14 protein-coding genes are annotated in these 15,002 nt (G+C 43.7%); 3 read left to right on the top strand and 11 right to left on the bottom strand.

The genetic code is table 11. From position 1 onward, the window contains the following. Nucleotides 1–22: 22 nt before the first annotated feature. The 3 genes from PBT90_RS02255 to lpdA all read right to left on the bottom strand — a co-directional run bounded on the left by PBT90_RS02255 (nucleotide 23) and on the right by lpdA (nucleotide 2,869). Entirely contained in the window at nucleotides 23–847 is an 825-nt protein-coding gene (locus PBT90_RS02255) for an anti-sigma factor (RefSeq protein WP_264808721.1), read from the bottom strand. Then, on the bottom strand, nucleotides 847–1,380 hold the full coding sequence (locus PBT90_RS02250) for an RNA polymerase sigma factor (protein ID WP_264808720.1): 534 nt from the start codon (nucleotides 1,378–1,380) through the stop codon (nucleotides 847–849). The genes PBT90_RS02255 and PBT90_RS02250 overlap by 1 nt, the downstream gene beginning before the upstream one ends. Before the next feature lie 91 nt (nucleotides 1,381–1,471). After that, on the bottom strand, nucleotides 1,472–2,869 hold the full coding sequence (gene lpdA, locus PBT90_RS02245) for a dihydrolipoyl dehydrogenase (protein ID WP_264808719.1): 1,398 nt from the start codon (nucleotides 2,867–2,869) through the stop codon (nucleotides 1,472–1,474). A 294-nt stretch (nucleotides 2,870–3,163) separates the two neighbouring features. Between lpdA and fabG the strand changes: the two genes are divergently transcribed. Then, nucleotides 3,164–3,910 (top strand): 3-oxoacyl-[acyl-carrier-protein] reductase, encoded by a 747-nt coding sequence (gene fabG, locus PBT90_RS02240; protein ID WP_264808718.1) that lies wholly within the window; start codon nucleotides 3,164–3,166, stop codon nucleotides 3,908–3,910. A gap of 109 nt (nucleotides 3,911–4,019) precedes the next feature. Here fabG and PBT90_RS02235 read toward each other — a convergent pair whose 3' ends face one another. The 6 genes from PBT90_RS02235 to PBT90_RS02210 all read right to left on the bottom strand — a co-directional run bounded on the left by PBT90_RS02235 (nucleotide 4,020) and on the right by PBT90_RS02210 (nucleotide 9,150). Next, entirely contained in the window at nucleotides 4,020–5,168 is a 1,149-nt protein-coding gene (locus PBT90_RS02235; RefSeq protein ID WP_264808717.1) for a hypothetical protein, read from the bottom strand. A gap of 260 nt (nucleotides 5,169–5,428) precedes the next feature. Further along, nucleotides 5,429–5,806: a type II toxin-antitoxin system PemK/MazF family toxin gene (locus tag PBT90_RS02230; RefSeq protein WP_264808716.1), complete on the bottom strand. Its 378-nt coding sequence runs from the start codon at nucleotides 5,804–5,806 to the stop codon at nucleotides 5,429–5,431. Continuing rightward, on the bottom strand, nucleotides 5,766–5,996 hold the full coding sequence (locus PBT90_RS02225; RefSeq protein WP_264808715.1) for a hypothetical protein: 231 nt from the start codon (nucleotides 5,994–5,996) through the stop codon (nucleotides 5,766–5,768). Before PBT90_RS02225 ends, PBT90_RS02230 begins: the two co-directional genes overlap by 41 nt. Before the next feature lie 240 nt (nucleotides 5,997–6,236). After that, a complete protein-coding gene (gene pruA / locus PBT90_RS02220; RefSeq protein WP_264808714.1) occupies nucleotides 6,237–7,874 on the bottom strand; it encodes an L-glutamate gamma-semialdehyde dehydrogenase in 1,638 nt (545 codons plus the stop codon). A gap of 190 nt (nucleotides 7,875–8,064) precedes the next feature. Then, complete coding sequence (locus PBT90_RS02215) at nucleotides 8,065–8,760, bottom strand: YjjG family noncanonical pyrimidine nucleotidase (RefSeq protein WP_264808713.1); 696 nt, start codon at nucleotides 8,758–8,760, stop codon at nucleotides 8,065–8,067. A gap of 6 nt (nucleotides 8,761–8,766) precedes the next feature. Continuing rightward, nucleotides 8,767–9,150 (bottom strand): ArsR/SmtB family transcription factor, encoded by a 384-nt coding sequence (locus PBT90_RS02210; protein WP_192348425.1) that lies wholly within the window; start codon nucleotides 9,148–9,150, stop codon nucleotides 8,767–8,769. A gap of 150 nt (nucleotides 9,151–9,300) precedes the next feature. On the opposite strand from PBT90_RS02210, the gene PBT90_RS02205 reads away from it, so the two are divergent. Continuing rightward, entirely contained in the window at nucleotides 9,301–9,906 is a 606-nt protein-coding gene (locus tag PBT90_RS02205; protein WP_396127664.1) for a carboxypeptidase-like regulatory domain-containing protein, read from the top strand. Between the two features lie 875 nt (nucleotides 9,907–10,781). On the opposite strand, the gene PBT90_RS02200 is transcribed toward PBT90_RS02205, so the two are convergent. Continuing rightward, on the bottom strand, nucleotides 10,782–11,165 hold the full coding sequence (locus PBT90_RS02200; protein ID WP_264808711.1) for a GxxExxY protein: 384 nt from the start codon (nucleotides 11,163–11,165) through the stop codon (nucleotides 10,782–10,784). Nucleotides 11,166–11,222: 57 nt separating this feature from the next. Next, complete coding sequence (locus tag PBT90_RS02195; RefSeq protein WP_270131317.1) at nucleotides 11,223–12,821, bottom strand: aminopeptidase P family protein; 1,599 nt, start codon at nucleotides 12,819–12,821, stop codon at nucleotides 11,223–11,225. Between the two features lie 456 nt (nucleotides 12,822–13,277). On the opposite strand from PBT90_RS02195, the gene pafA reads away from it, so the two are divergent. Beyond that, complete coding sequence (gene pafA / locus PBT90_RS02190; RefSeq protein ID WP_270131314.1) at nucleotides 13,278–14,909, top strand: alkaline phosphatase PafA; 1,632 nt, start codon at nucleotides 13,278–13,280, stop codon at nucleotides 14,907–14,909. Nucleotides 14,910–15,002 lie beyond the last annotated feature (93 nt).

Raw genomic sequence — 15,002 nt, 5'->3', positions numbered from 1 at the left:
TCTGAATTTCAATATTAGATTACTAGGCCACTTCTCCCAGCACAACCAACTTCTCAAGAGTTGGCGCTTCAGACCCGCCTTTTGGCTCTATGGTGATGGCAAAGGCTCCTGCCTGGGCGACAGCCTGCATTTGCTGCAAGGTCAGTTTTTCCCCCGAGTTCACTAAGCCTATCCCTATAGGCCCATCATCACCTATAGCCCAAAGTTGGTAATCAAACTCTTCGCTCAGGTCATTCAGGGTATTAACTGCCACAAAAACCTCCTGCGCATTCTGATCCCAAAAGACGTCCACTTTGGCATCCTTCTGCATCTCAAATCCTTCTCCTCTCATTTCCACCCGCTTGAAATCCCCTGCGATCAGTTTATCCAATTGTGAATCTTTCTCTTCAAATTGCTGCTTCACCTGGTTGAGGTTATCAGCCATGGCATTTTGATCCTGTAGTAGTGCTTCAAACTGCTGATCCCTCTCCTGATACTTATCGGCATAATAGAAGGCCGCACCAGAAGCCACTATAGCGGCTATAGAAGCTGCAATGGCAAAGGGCTTCCAAGGACTGCTGATGGGAATTACTTTTTCGTCCGCTGGAACCGCTGTAGGTTTAGGAGCTTCTTTTAAGATAAAGTCGCTTTCCAGCGTGGAGAAAATCTTATTCTTCACCTCATCTGAAGGTGCCGGTCCAGACATATTATCAAAGGCAAACATAGTCTCCTCCAGAGCATCCAGTTCGCTTTGGATCTCCGGGTAAGTCTTCGCCAGAGCGACTACTTCCGCACGCTCACGCTCTGTAAGCTCTCCCAGAAGGAAAAGCTCCAGTTTACCAGACGCTATGTAAGATTGAATATCCACTAGATTCTTGCTAAATTCTTTTTCAACACTTGTATTGCCGCTCTCACCCTGGACTTGACGGTGCCTAGAGGGATATCAAATTCCTCCGAAACCTCCGAATGCGTATATCCTTTGAAGTAAATATACTCTACTATAAACTTTTGATCATCATTGAGCTGTAGCATCAGCTCCTTTACTCCGATTCCGTCCACAGTCTCTTGGGTACCAGACTGGCTTTCCATCCCATATACGAAGTCATCTATGGTGTTGGTCTTACTGGCCTGTGAAATTTCCTTGGAGCGTAATTTATCGATAGCAGCGTTACGGCAGATATTTGCCATCCAGGTATATAACCTACCTTTTGACTCGTCGTAACTCTCGATTTTACGTGTGATTTTGACAAAGGCATCATGAAAGACCTCCTCTGCGATATCCCTGTCAAAGACAATTCTGGAAATCACCGCAAACAAGGCTCTGGAGTATTTGTCATACAAATACTCAGTGGTCTTTTTGTCTTTTGCCCTTAGTCCGGCGATGAGTTGTTCTTCTTCCAAAAATCAGTTGAATTGAAAAGGTCTTGCCTAAAAGTAAAACACAAGACCCAATCTTTCAGGTCTTGTGTCCATTAATTTCAAAATATTTATATCAAAGGTGAATCACCTCGTCATAGGCAGCGGCCGCAGCCTCCATAATTGCCTCCGACATAGTAGGGTGAGGATGCACGGTTTTGATCAATTCATGACCAGTGGTTTCCAGTTTACGAATGGCCACGATCTCAGCGATCATTTCTGTCACATTGAACCCAATCATATGTGCGCCTAGCAGTTCGCCGTATTTCTTGTCGAAAACCAGCTTTACAAAACCGTCTTTTGCCCCGGCAGCAGAGGCCTTTCCTGATGCAGAGAATGGGAATTTACCTACTCTCAATTCATATCCAGCTTCTTTTGCTTTAGCTTCTGTCATACCCACAGAGGCTATCTCAGGGGAGCAATAGGTACAGCCTGGAATATTCCCGTAGTCTAAGGGCTCAGGATTCTGACCTGCGATTTTTTCCACACAGATTATTCCTTCGGCAGAAGCTACGTGAGCCAATGCAGGACCAGGAATCACGTCACCTATGGCATAATAGCCCGGCATATTGGTTTTGTAGTACTCATCAACTTTGATTTTGCCTTTGTCCACGAGGATCCCAACGTCTTCCAAACCTACGTTTTCCAGGTTTGAAACCACACCGGCCGCAGAAAGTACGATATCGCATTCCAGCGTCTCCTCGCCTTTTGCTGTTTTCACGGTCACTTTGCAGCCAGATCCTTTGGTATCTACAGCAGTGACTTCCGAAGAGGTCATCACAGTCATCCCGGCTTTCTTGTAGATTTTCTCCAGGGTTTTGGATACTTCAGCATCTTCCACCGGTACGATTCTATCCATGTATTCTACTATAGTCACTTCTGTACCCATGGTAGAATAGAAGTACGCAAACTCAATACCTATGGCACCGGAACCTACGACTACCATTTTCTTTGGTAGCTTGTCCAGGGTCATGGCTTCACGGTATCCTATGATTTTTTTCTTGTCGATCTTCATGGATGGAAGCTCACGTGATCTGGCTCCTGTGGCGATGATGATGTTGTCCGCAGCATACACCGTCTTCTTGTCTTCGCTATCTGTAACTTCCACTTTTTTGCCGGGCTGCACTTTACCCCAGCCTTTGATCACTTCGATCTTATTTTTCTTCATGAGAAAGGTCACCCCTTTGCTCATTCCATCGGCTACTCCTCGGCTTCTTTTGACCACACCGGAAAAATCCGCACTGGCATCTTTTACGTTGATCCCGTAATCCGCAGCATGATTGATGTATTCAAAAACCTGGGCACTCTTCAGCAAAGCCTTGGTGGGAATACAACCCCAGTTGAGACAAATACCACCCAGCTCCGCAGCTTCTACTACGGCAGTTTTCAAACCGAGCTGAGAAGCACGAATAGCAGCTACATAGCCACCTGGTCCACTGCCCACCACGATCACGTCAAATTTGGTCGAAGACATATCTATATTTTGTTTTTAATAACTGATTGAAACTATGCAAAAATAGGCCTTTTGGCTTCAGAAAAAAATTTGGTTTACCTATCCCTAAAGCCATTAAAACCGGACCAAAGCCAGCGCAAACCAGTCTTCAATGGATTGTATTGCCCAGTAATACTATCAAGGAATATTATTCCACAAATCCATACCCTTCCCGTTTATTTGTTCTGAAAGAAGTTTAAAACCGAGGGAAACTCACTTTACAAGCTAAAGTTTTAGCTTTTTTTCTAATTTTGGCAAAACAAAATTTTAAAATCAATGGGATTACTTTCCGGAAAAACTGCTTTGATCACCGGCGCCTCCAAAGGCATCGGCAGAGCCATCGCAATTAAATATGCTCAGGAAGGCGCCAATGTAGCCTTCACTTTTTTGTCCAGTGTAGAAAAAGGCCAAGCTCTAGTGTCTGAACTGGAGGCTTTTGGAGTGAAAGCCAAGGGCTATAGATCGGATGCTTCAGACTTCAGCGCTGCTGAGGAGCTGGTGAAAAACGTAGTGGCTGATTTCGGGGCTTTGGACATTTTGATCAATAATGCCGGTATCACCCGAGATAATTTATTGATGAGAATGACCGAGGAATCTTGGGACGAAATCATGAACGTTAACCTGAAATCCTGCTTCAATACCGTAAAAGCTGCAAATCGAACCATGATGAAAGCTAAGGCTGGCTCCATCATTAATATGACTTCCGTAGTCGGAGCCAAAGGAAATGCAGGACAGGCAAACTACGCGGCTTCTAAAGCTGGGATCATTGGATTCACGAAGTCTGTAGCCTTGGAATTAGGCTCTAGAAACATCAGGTGCAATGCCATAGCCCCTGGATTTATAGAAACTGAGATGACCGAGGTGCTGGATGAAAAAACGGTCCAAGGCTGGAGAGATGCCATTCCGATGAAGCGTGGGGGCAAGCCTGAGGAAGTGGCTGATGCCTGCGTATTCCTTGGATCAGATATGAGCAGCTATATATCGGGACAGGTGCTGCATGTGAATGGAGCGATGTATACTTAACCTTTGAGGTGTCACCCTGAGCACTTGAGAGACGAGAGTCTCGAAATCGAAGGATCTCCTCGAAGGTTTTATTTACATAAGACCTTCGAGGTTTGAAAAACCTCAAAGGTCAGTCAGCAAATTGTGATAAGTCAATCTTATAAAACTCGTATTCATCTTCAGAGGCTTGCTCGGGTTTGTTGATGAAAAGTCCTTCAGAAGTGGAAAATAAATTTTCAAATCGGGTTCCCGAAGGATAGGTCACTTCAAGTTCCGCTCTTAAGTTCCATTCAGAATCATAGATCAAGAGCAAAAATGTCTTTTCGTCGGAATACATTCTTTTGTGTGGATCTTTGAAATCTGGATCGGGTCTTCTTTCCTTTATTTGGGTCAATCTCACAAACATGCCCGAAGGCTGATCGTGAACCAGGCGATAATTGATAGCACCATCTTCTGGTCTTTCCCAAGAACCCTTATTTTTATCTCCCTCATATTTATCCGGAAAATAAGTCATGGGACTTACAGCAGGCAGTTTAATTCTTTTTACCACTTTGCAATCTTTGATCTGATACAGAGAATCGGAATAAGCAAACATTCCCCAAGAGTTTCCATTTTCCACCATTCTTACCATGCTGGAGGCTTGTGAGGAATTGGCATAGGACTCATCGTAAGGAGCCTTAAAATCTGTTTTGCAAAGCCAGTTTCCTTCCTCATCAAACTTCACTATCCAAGAACTGAATGTTAAATCAAACCCATTTTTCCCCATGCGCTGAGCCATAAAATCGAAAGGATTGAAGGTGATTTCATATTGTCCCGGTGCTACTTGATACAGGGCATTGCCACTCAAGGGAAATGAAAAAAAGGTGTTAGATTCCAAATCACTCATATCTAGCTGAAAACTGCTGTACAATGTGTCATCCTTGTAAACATTGGTATAGCCCAATGTATTTGCGGCTACCACAGTGTTTTCATCAAAAGATTTTGAGATATGAACACGGCCTTTCAAGGACATAGGCCCTTCAGCGGGAATCTCAAATGAGCCGATTTTTCTCCCCGTTGTAGGATTATAATAATTGAAGGCTCCTATTGATTCCGTGTAAGCTGCCTCTTTCGATTGATAATCTACTGTACCCAGAAATCCCAAAAACCCTGTTTCTGCATCCCGCTCAAAACTCATTTCCCCCGAAATAAAATCTTCGAGCTTTCCCTGGATGGGTTCTTTTTCTTTGGAGCAAGAAAAAAGGAGGAGGACAAACAAAAACTGGAATAGATGTTTCATTTACGAAATTTTAAAAGTCTAACTAAAAATAGGGAAAATATGTTGCAAGGGCGCTAAGGCGCATTTTTTTTTAAAGTTCGAAAACTTTGACCTTGGTGAACCCTCTGGGTAATACTCCGTGGACTCTGTGGTAAAAACACAAAAAGCCCAAAAGTCAAAATATCAATGCCTTCAGAATAGAACACATAAACCTTTTGGGATAGGTGAAAGCTGTGGCGACACAACTGATCACTTCCATCTAATTTTCAGAAAAGTCAGACCTATTTTATTCCAAAGATCAATTTAAGCTTTTGTTCCAGCTCCTGAGATTTGGAAGGAGGAAAGCTCCCCAACTCTCTTAAGATCATGTTTTTTGGGAATGACACCAGCTTGTGCAATTTTAATACTGACTTTACGATCAATCCCGACTGTACCCAAATCGCCTGTTCAGGGTCGATTTCCATTTCTGTTTCTTCCGGCTGACTGCCCGTTTTGCTGGAGATGAAGGCCAGGATCACGTGGTCATAATTCCCAAATGCCCCAGACAAGCACAGGGCCGGCCTCACTTTCTTCGTGGAGAAATCCTCAAAAGGGAAAGGGACTAAAACAACCTTGTGTTTAATCCCGAAAGGGCTTTCCGTCTTCGATGGTATAGACATTTTCCTCAGGTTCGTTTAAAAAATCAAGAGCTGGATTGTTGGACAGGGACTTTAAATAAATATTCTCTTCCTCCTTCTCATCTTCCGAAAGAATCAAGACCCGAACAGGAATCCCACCCTTTAGTCCTGTGGCATCAAGGGCAATGCTTCCGTCTTTTTTGGTAACCGTCTTTAATTCAATTGCTTTCATATGATGATAATTTGTCTTTTAAAGGCCATAACCTGTCCCGTGACGAAGGAAACGGGATGTAATCTTCGCAAGCATTATAGTCATCCCACTGTGTGACAATCTTCGACATGCTCGATTTCATGGCTTTAAAATACTAAAAAAGCCCCGGAATAATCCCCGGGGCTCTTGAAAAAACCTTTGAGGTCTCTAAGACCTCGAAGGTTTGAAATAGTTTACTAGACCTTCGAGGTTTTAAAAACCTCAAAGGTCGCTTCCCAAGAATGGATATTTGTAATCCTCCGGAGAAACGAATGTTTCCTTGATCGTACGTGGAGAAACCCAACGTAGCAAGTTGATCATAGAACCAGCTTTGTCATTGGTTCCGGAAGCTCTCGCTCCACCAAATGGCTGCTGACCTACTACCGCACCTGTCGGCTTATCGTTGATGTAGAAGTTACCCGCAGCATTTCGCAACTTTGTCGTAGCCAATTCAACCGCATAGCGATCCTGTGAGAATATCGCTCCAGTCAACGCATATGGAGAAGTCTGATCCACCAACTCCAATGCCTCTTCGAATCGCTCCGAATCATACACATAAATAGTCAGCACCGGACCGAAGATTTCTTCGCACATGGTCGTGTACATAGGATCTTGGGTCAAGATCACCGTTGGCTCGATGAAGTAACCTTTGGACTTGTCGTAATTTCCTCCGGCGATGATTTCCACTGCTGGATTTGCTTTCGCATTATCTATGTATTTGGCGATTTTATCGAAAGACTTCTCGTCAATCACCGCATTGATGAAGTTGGTAAAGTCTTCTGTTCCGCCCATTTTCATATCGGCAAGATCTGCGAGCAAGTTTTCTTTTACTTCATCCCAAATATTGGAAGGAATGTAAGCTCGGGAAGCAGCTGAGCATTTTTGTCCTTGATATTCAAAAGCACCACGGGCAAGGCCCACAGCCACAGCTTTTGGAATGGCAGATTTATGCGCAATCACAAAGTCTTTTCCACCGGTCTCACCTACGATTCTTGGATAAGATTTATAGCTATGGATATTTTCTCCAATGGTTTTCCAAATCGTCTGAAACACTCCGGTAGAACCTGTAAAGTGAATCCCTGCGAAATCAGGATGCTTGAAGATAACATCCCCTGCAGTAGGTCCATCTACGTAAATCAAGTTGATGACCCCAGCTGGAACTCCTGCTTCTTTAAACACTTGCATCAGCACATTCGCAGAATAAATCTGCGTGTAAGCCGGCTTCCAAACGATAGTATTTCCCATCATCGCCGCTGAAGTAGGCAGGTTACCTGCAATCGCCGTAAAGTTGAACGGAGTCAATGCGAAAACGAAACCTTCGAGTGGACGCTGCTCTAATCTATTCCAAACGCCATTACCGGAAACAGGAGGCTGCTGAGCATAGATTTCAGTCATGTATTGCACATTGAAGCGCAGGAAGTCGATAAACTCACATGCCGCGTCGATCTCTGCCTGCATGGCATTTTTGGATTGACCAAGCATGGTCGCAGCATTGATTTTGGCACGATATGGACCAGCGATCAGATCTGCAGCTTTCAGGAAAATAGCCGCTCTTTGCTCCCAGGCCAGGTTTTCCCAAGCCTCTTTCGCTCCCATGGCCGCGTCTATCGCTTGCTCTACGTGAGAAGCATCTCCTTCATGAAAATGACCCAACACGTGCTGGTGATCATGAGGAGGAGACATTTTATGGGTGTTGCCAGTTCGGACTTCATCCGAACCTATGTACATCGGCACGTCAACTTGCTGAGATCTGGCTTCTTTCAGCGCAGCTTGTAATTCCTCACGCTCCGGGCTACCGGGCGCATAAGCTTTTACCGGTTCGTTTACCGGAGTTGGTACATTAAAAAAACCTTTGAGCATAATATCTGGGGTTATGTTTTTCTGATTTGCCAAAGATAACCAGAAGGTTTTATTGGCAGGCAAATATGAAGCAAAAGAACCCTAAAGAATGGATTCTAGTTCGCTAAGGCCCCCATCGTATCTCAAAAATGGGATTTCATTCTAAAAAGTATACCCACTAACTGTTAGAAAACACTAACAGCGCAATCTGCTAAAGAATGGCCTCCAGTTCTCTTAAATGTGTGATTGTGTAAGTTGGAATAAGATCTATTGATTTTCCGAGCGGATTAAAAAACACCTGGTCTATACCCGCGCCATGAGCACCTTTGATATCAGAAATAGGGTTATCGCCTATCATCAGGCTATTTTCCTTTTTTGCGCCAGCTTGCTCCAAAGCATAGTGAAAAATCCTAGGATCGGGTTTTTTATGCCCGGTGGTTTCCGAAGTTACCACTAGCTCAAAGTAATCAATCAGCCCCGATGACTTCATTTTTTTGGCTTGACTTTCATCAAAGCCATTGGTAATGACGTGTAGTTTATAATTAGGCTTGAGATAATCCAGCATAGCAATAGTATGCGGAAAAAGGTGAGGTTTGCTGGAAGTTCTGTGCATAAAATCCTGCTCAAACTCATTTGGAATGACCGCATCCACCACCCCTGCATGGGCAAAAATCCTCGGGAAGCGGGTAGTCCGAAGTTCCTCTTTCTGCAGTTCTCCTTTGTCATAAGCAGACCAAAGTTTGAAATTCACTGCATAAAAGGAATCTATAAAATGCTGGGAGGTAGCCACCCCTAATTCCTCGAGTTTGTAATGCAGGAAGAGCTCTGAAAGAGACTCCTGTACATTTCTGTCGTAATCCCAAAGTGTGTGATCCAGGTCGAAAAAGAGGTGTTGGTAAGTTTTCAATGGAAATTAACGTCTGTATTGATTGTTTTGGATTTTATTAATGGCAAGTTCGCGGTTAGACTTGAGGATTTCGAAGGTTTCCTGATCTTTTAGCAGACTTGGGTCTTTTTGGATAAACTTGAAAATCTGCTGAATGATTTCCATATACTCTTCTAAAATGTAATAAAACACCCATTGATCTACTCTTTTGCTTCCGAGCAAACCTGCATTTTTCAGGTAAATCAAATGTCTGCTGGTCTTGGTCTGCGTAAAGTCCAAAATAAGCTCAAAGTCTGAAATTGAGAGTTCTTTATTGAGCATCAAAAGGTGGAATATCCTAACCCTGGGCTCTTCGGAAAGTGCCTTAAAGATTCTAAGTCCGTAGTTTAAACTGATGTTTTTTAGGCGCATTTGTAAGATTTAACGCAGTTTATGAGGGTAAAATAAAAAATCAGGCGAAATTAGGGTAATATCGCATTTGAATAAAAGAGCAGCTGTTCTATTAAAGTCATATAATTTGTGAAGAATTCATTACTCATTAACGCCATATTCATAGTTGTCCTGGGAGTGCTTTTCATTGTCCCCCAAGCGAAAGCACAAGATGCTCAGGATAAAAAAGTAATCCAACTTTCTGGTATTATCCTTAATGCGGATAGTACTGATGCTGTAGCAGGAGTAAACATTTATGTGCCTACCAAAGGTCGTGGTACCAGTTCGGGTCGGTTCGGATACTTCTCCATGCCTGTGCTGGAGGGTGATTCTGTGGTTTTTAGCTTTATAGGATTGAAAAGGCAAGTTTTTAAAGTTCCACAAAAAGTTGAGGATGACCGGATCAGCTTGATCCTGACCATGCAGGTAGATGAAATCGCCCTGGCCGAAGTGGAAGTAATGCCCTATCCTACTGAGGAGGAATTCAAACAAGCAGTGATCGCAATGAACGTGGTAGATCCTATGTCTATATCCAGAGCAAATATGAGCCCGGAAATGCTGCTGCGCTGGGCTGAGTCTATGCCTGCCTCTAGCAATGAGAATTTCCGCTATTTCCAACAGACACAAATGCTTCAAAACCAAGATCTGTATGGGCCAAGACCGCTTAGACTGCTGGATCCATTCGCATGGGGTCAGTTTATCCGATCGATCAAGCGGGGTGATCTGAAGAGTAAGTAGGGGGAGTTTGTCTCCGGCATCCTGCTTTTTCTCGCGGCGGCGCAGCGACGCAGTGGATTAATAGCTCCCGCAAAGGCGCTAAGGCGCAATTTAATTTGGCGTCATGCCATTGACAACCCTTTTAATTCCATCGGTCAACTTATCCGCATTGGAATCTCCTCCTGACTCTTTTTCTCGCGGCGGCGCAGCGACGCAGTGGGTTTTTAGCTCCCGCAAAGGCACTAAGGCGCAATTTTATAGCTTTCGAAGAAGCATTTTTTTCATACAGCTAATTTTATTAATCGTCTTTAAGTCCATTCACCACCCTTTTGATTCCATTGGTCAGTTTATCCTCATTGGAATCTCCTCCTGACTCTTTTTTTCTCGCGGCGGCGCAGCGACGCAGTGGATTAATAGCTCCCGCGAAGGCGCTAAGGCGCAATTCAATTTGGCGTCATGCCATTGACAACCCTTTTAATTCCATCGGTCAACTTATCCTCATTGAAATCCCCTCCTGACTCTCTTTTCTCGCGGCGGCGCGGCGACGCAGTGGATTATTAACTCCCGCGAAGGCACTAAGGCGCAATTCAATTTGGAGTCAAGCCATTGACAACCCTTTTAATTCCATCGGTCAGTTTATCCTCATTGGAATCCCCTCCTAACTCTCTTTTTTCGCAGCGGCGCGGCGACGCAGTGGGTTTTTAGCTCCCGCAAAGGCGCTAAGGCGCAATTTCATAGCTTTCGAAGAAGTATTTTTTTCATACAGCTAATTTCCTTAATCGTCTTTAAGTCCATTCACCACCCTTTTGATTCCATTGGTCAGTTTATCCTCATTGGAATCCCCAGCTGCCTCTCTTTTCTCGCGGCGGCGCGGCGACGCAGTGGGTTTTTAGCGACTAGAGGTTATTTACAACCCTTTTGATTCCGTCTTTCATCAGAGCTTCATTGAAATTCAATAGAAGACCGAGTTTCAGTTTAGTTAGTCGCAGATAAGTCATTAGTTGTTTCGCATGGACTGGAGCTAATACTTGAACAGATTTAATCTCTACAATCACTTTTTCTTCGACGATTAAATCCGCTCTATATCCATTTTCAAAAGTGATGTTATCCCATTTAAATGGGATGAATACTTGACTGGCTACTTTAAGTCCAGACTTTTTCAATTCATGAATCAGGACTCTTTCATAAATAGATTCTAACAAGCCTGGACCTAATTCCCGATGAATTAGGAATGCTTTATTTAGAATTAAAGTAGCTATTTCATTTTCAACCTTTTCCATCCTCAATTAAAAAGACCGCTGCGCCACCGCGTCGCCGCGAGAGATTTACAGCATCTATTAGTCAATCTCCGGCAGCACCCACTCTTCCAGAACACTAGGATAGGTCATCATCTCTTCTATAGCAGCTACCGTACGGGGAGCATCTCCGGATAGGTTTTCGTTACCTGTAGAAGTGATCAAAATATCATCTTCTATACGCACAGCTATACCCCACCATTTTGGGTCACAGTCTGAGCCTTCAGGGATATAAATCCCAGGTTCTATGGTAAACACCATGCCTTCTTTCAGAGGCTCTCTATTTCCGCGGTCATGCACATCTAGCCCTAGGTGATGACTGGTGCCATGTGGAAAATACATGTGGCTTTCTCCACTTTCTATGATTCCCAACTTAGCCAGTCCCTCATTGATAATTTTGCGACCTGCAGCATCTATTTCCTGAAAGGTAGTCCCTGGTTTTGCAATCGCTATTCCAGCTTCCTGTGCCTGATATACCAGCTCATAGATAGCCCGCTCCTCCTCATTAAATTTACCGTTAATCGGGATGGTGCGGGTCACATCGGCGGTATATCCCCGCCACTCTGCGCCAAGGTCCATCAGCAATAGCCGATCAGATAAGTCCCGCTCATCATTTTCTATGTAGTGAAGAATACATCCATTATGTCCTCCACCTACGATGGATGGGTACCCCAGCTCCTCAGCTCCATAGCGCTTATAGATAAATTCATGTACGCCCTGGATCTCACGCTCAGACATCCCTACTTTGGCTGCTTTCATCACTTCCACTTGGCCTATTGCCGATATTTTCACGGCCTTTCTCAATAAGGCGATCTCCTCTTGGGTCTTGATGCCACGCAGTTCATTCATCATCTGTTCGAGGGAAAGAATATCCAGCTTTTGCTCAGACATTTCCTCTTTGACTACCATTCTTTTCTCGGGTGACTCGGCATTCATAAAGGAGCTCACCACAGGATCATCTGCCATTTCCGGATACTGCTGACTATAGCGCTGAATCATCTGGGCCACTCGCTCGGAAGTTTCCAAATCAGAATTTTTGATCATGTTGTAGATCTGAGCGGTGGTTTCGTTCAGGTTATCCGGGTATTCCGTTGCGGTTTTGAAATCATTCACCATAGCTATCAAAGAACTATTAGCAGAACTTTCCTCTATGTTTTCGGCCAGGCTGAAGGTGAAAATCTTGTCAAAATCAGCTAGCTTAATGCCTGATTTTTCGGCAAATTCAGAATTCAACAATGCCCCTTTTATCCCCAGCTTCTCAATGACTCCTTCAGTTCCCAGCCTCTTGCCATTCCACTGCTCTGCCCTGGGGTCACGGTTTTGGACGAAAATCAACTCATCCACCATTTCCCCGTTGACTTCCCTCATTTCAGAAAAGACTACCAGAACCGCATTGGGTTCGCGGAAACCAGTCAAGTAAAAAAAGTCCGTGTCTGGATGATAAATGTAATCCACGTCATTGTTTCGGTTTTTCACAGGATTGTTGAAAAATACCGCCAGTGAATTTTCAGGCATTAACTTTCGCAATTCAGCTCTTCTTTCTTTATGCCAATCCGCAGATAGGCCATCTTCGAAATAGGATTGGGCAAAAACAGTAGCTGAAACACTCAGCAAAAACAAGGTCCAGATTAACTTTTTCATGTGTTTATAATTTTTTTTAAGGTCACATGGAATCTTCGCATGAATTATAATCATCCCTCTGTGTGTCGCTTCGGGTCATGCTTGATTTCATATAATTATAATTGATTTTTAGTGGTCATATGGAATCTCGCCAAGGAAATATCCATCCTTCAATGTGTCCTTATCGACAGGCTCGATTTCATAAGGCTCATTTCAATTTAGACTTTCAAGATCTGCTGTTTTCACCATTTAACAAAGTCTTAATTTTACGAATGGAGCTTATCCCTATCTTTGGGCTATAAAAATTTGCTATAAGAACAAAACTGAAAGACAAGCTGGTTAAATCCAGTCCAAGAGGGCTACTTTCTCAATTAAAAGCTATACACAAGAAATCGAGTTTGTCACAAACGACACGCACCGGGATGATTCAACATGGTGCGCTATCTTATGTGGCCATAAAAAATCAATTAAAACCAGATGAAAAGAACAGGAATATTTACTTTGGCTTTCACGCTAGTATTTTTCAATCTGTTTGCGCAGAACAGAGCAAACAAACCCAAACTGATCGTAGGCATAGTGGTAGATCAAATGCGCCAGGAATACCTGCACAAATATTACGATCGCTATGAAGAGGGCGGATTTAAGCGCCTGATGAACGAAGGCTTTATGGCCAAAAATGGTCATTATAACTACATCCCTACTTACACCGGACCTGGTCATGCATCCGTATACACCGGAGCTACTCCCTCCACGCATGGCATTATCGGGAATAATTGGTACGTGAAAGAGCTGGGAAAATCCATTTACTGCGCAGAAGACAGCACCGTAAGCAATGTAGGGGGAACAGCAAGATCAGGCGAAATCAGCCCTAGAAACCTTCTGTCCACTACAGTCACAGATGAACTGCGCATGGCTACCAATCAAAGATCCAAAGTGGTGGGTGTAGCAATCAAAGACCGAGGAGCAAGCCTACCGGCTGGACACCTTGGAGATGCTTATTGGTATGAGGGTGCCAATGGTGAATTTATGACTTCCACTTACTACTATGAATCCCTACCAGACTGGGTGAAGGAATTCAATGAGCAAAACAAACCTGCTTCCTATCTGAATCAGACTTGGGAAACACTCTACCCTGGTGACACTTACATCCAAAGTATAGCTGATGACAATGACTTTGAAGCAGCATTTTCAGGAAAAGACACCCCCTCCTTTCCTTATGATCTAGCAGCTTTGCAAGAAAATAATGGAGGTCTGGGCATGATTTCTTCTACTCCTTTTGGCAACTCACTAACACTTGACTTTGCGCTAGCTGCGCTGGAAGGGGAAAAAATGGGAATGGGCGAGGAAACGGATTTCCTAGCTCTGAGCTTCTCTTCTACAGATTATGTAGGTCACAGATTTGGTCCTACCTCCAGAGAACTGGAAGACACCTACCTCAGGCTGGATCAGGAGATAAAAAGGCTTTTGGATTACTTGGATGAAAATTATGGCAAAGGGGAATACCTGGTTTTCTTGACTGCAGACCATGCAGTAGCCGACATTCCTTCCCTAATGCAAAGCATGAATATGCCGGGTGGATACCTGAATAGCGGGCAAGTAAAAAGTGAAACAAATGATTTTCTGATCAAAAATTATGGACCGGGGGAATGGGTCAAAAACATCTCCAATGATCAGATCTTCCTAAATGAACCCTATATTTTAGAAAAAGGGATCTCCCTAGCAGATATGGAAAATGCTTTGGCACATTTCCTTTTGAGATTTGACGGAATCAAAGAGATTTATACTTCATCGGCAATGAGAAATTCATTCTTTGCGAAGGGAAGACCACACCTGGTACAAATGGGGTACAATCAAAAAGCCTCTGGCAACCTGATGATCATTCTGGAATCTAGCTGGCTATCTGGCTCAGGACCTACTGGCACTACTCATGGTTCCGGCTATACCTATGACACCCATGTTCCGATTTTGTTTTATGGATGGAATGTAAAGGCAGGACAAACCTCACGCTATATCACGATTACAGATATAGCTCCTACGGTGTCCATGTTGCTAGACATCAAGCTTCCAAGTGGTGCTACAGGACAACCTATTTTGGAAATCACGGATTAAGCAACTCTAAGTCTATTAAAATCCAAAAGGGGCTGTTTCAAAAGTATAGCTAGCTACCTTGAGGAAAGTCGAAATGTATCCTAATTTATAGGA

The sequence above is a fragment of the Algoriphagus sp. TR-M9 genome (genome assembly GCF_027594545.1).
Lineage (GTDB): Bacteria > Bacteroidota > Bacteroidia > Cytophagales > Cyclobacteriaceae > Algoriphagus > Algoriphagus halophytocola.
The sequence above is the reverse complement of the archived record's forward strand: the minus strand, read 5'-3'. Positions and strand labels throughout refer to the sequence as shown.

Coding starts and splice junctions, on each gene's coding strand:
- lpdA (WP_264808719.1), bottom strand. CDS start 2,869: ATGTCTTCGACCAAATTTGACGTGATCGTGGTGGGCAGTGGACCAGGT.
- PBT90_RS02230 (WP_264808716.1), bottom strand. CDS start 5,806: ATGTCTATACCATCGAAGACGGAAAGCCCTTTCGGGATTAAACACAAG.
- pruA (WP_264808714.1), bottom strand. CDS start 7,874: ATGCTCAAAGGTTTTTTTAATGTACCAACTCCGGTAAACGAACCGGTA.
- PBT90_RS02225 (WP_264808715.1), bottom strand. CDS start 5,996: ATGAAAGCAATTGAATTAAAGACGGTTACCAAAAAAGACGGAAGCATT.
- pafA (WP_270131314.1), top strand. CDS start 13,278: ATGAAAAGAACAGGAATATTTACTTTGGCTTTCACGCTAGTATTTTTC.
- PBT90_RS02195 (WP_270131317.1), bottom strand. CDS start 12,821: ATGAAAAAGTTAATCTGGACCTTGTTTTTGCTGAGTGTTTCAGCTACT.
- PBT90_RS02235 (WP_264808717.1), bottom strand. CDS start 5,168: ATGAAACATCTATTCCAGTTTTTGTTTGTCCTCCTCCTTTTTTCTTGC.
- PBT90_RS02200 (WP_264808711.1), bottom strand. CDS start 11,165: ATGGAAAAGGTTGAAAATGAAATAGCTACTTTAATTCTAAATAAAGCA.
- PBT90_RS02210 (WP_192348425.1), bottom strand. CDS start 9,150: ATGCGCCTAAAAAACATCAGTTTAAACTACGGACTTAGAATCTTTAAG.
- fabG (WP_264808718.1), top strand. CDS start 3,164: ATGGGATTACTTTCCGGAAAAACTGCTTTGATCACCGGCGCCTCCAAA.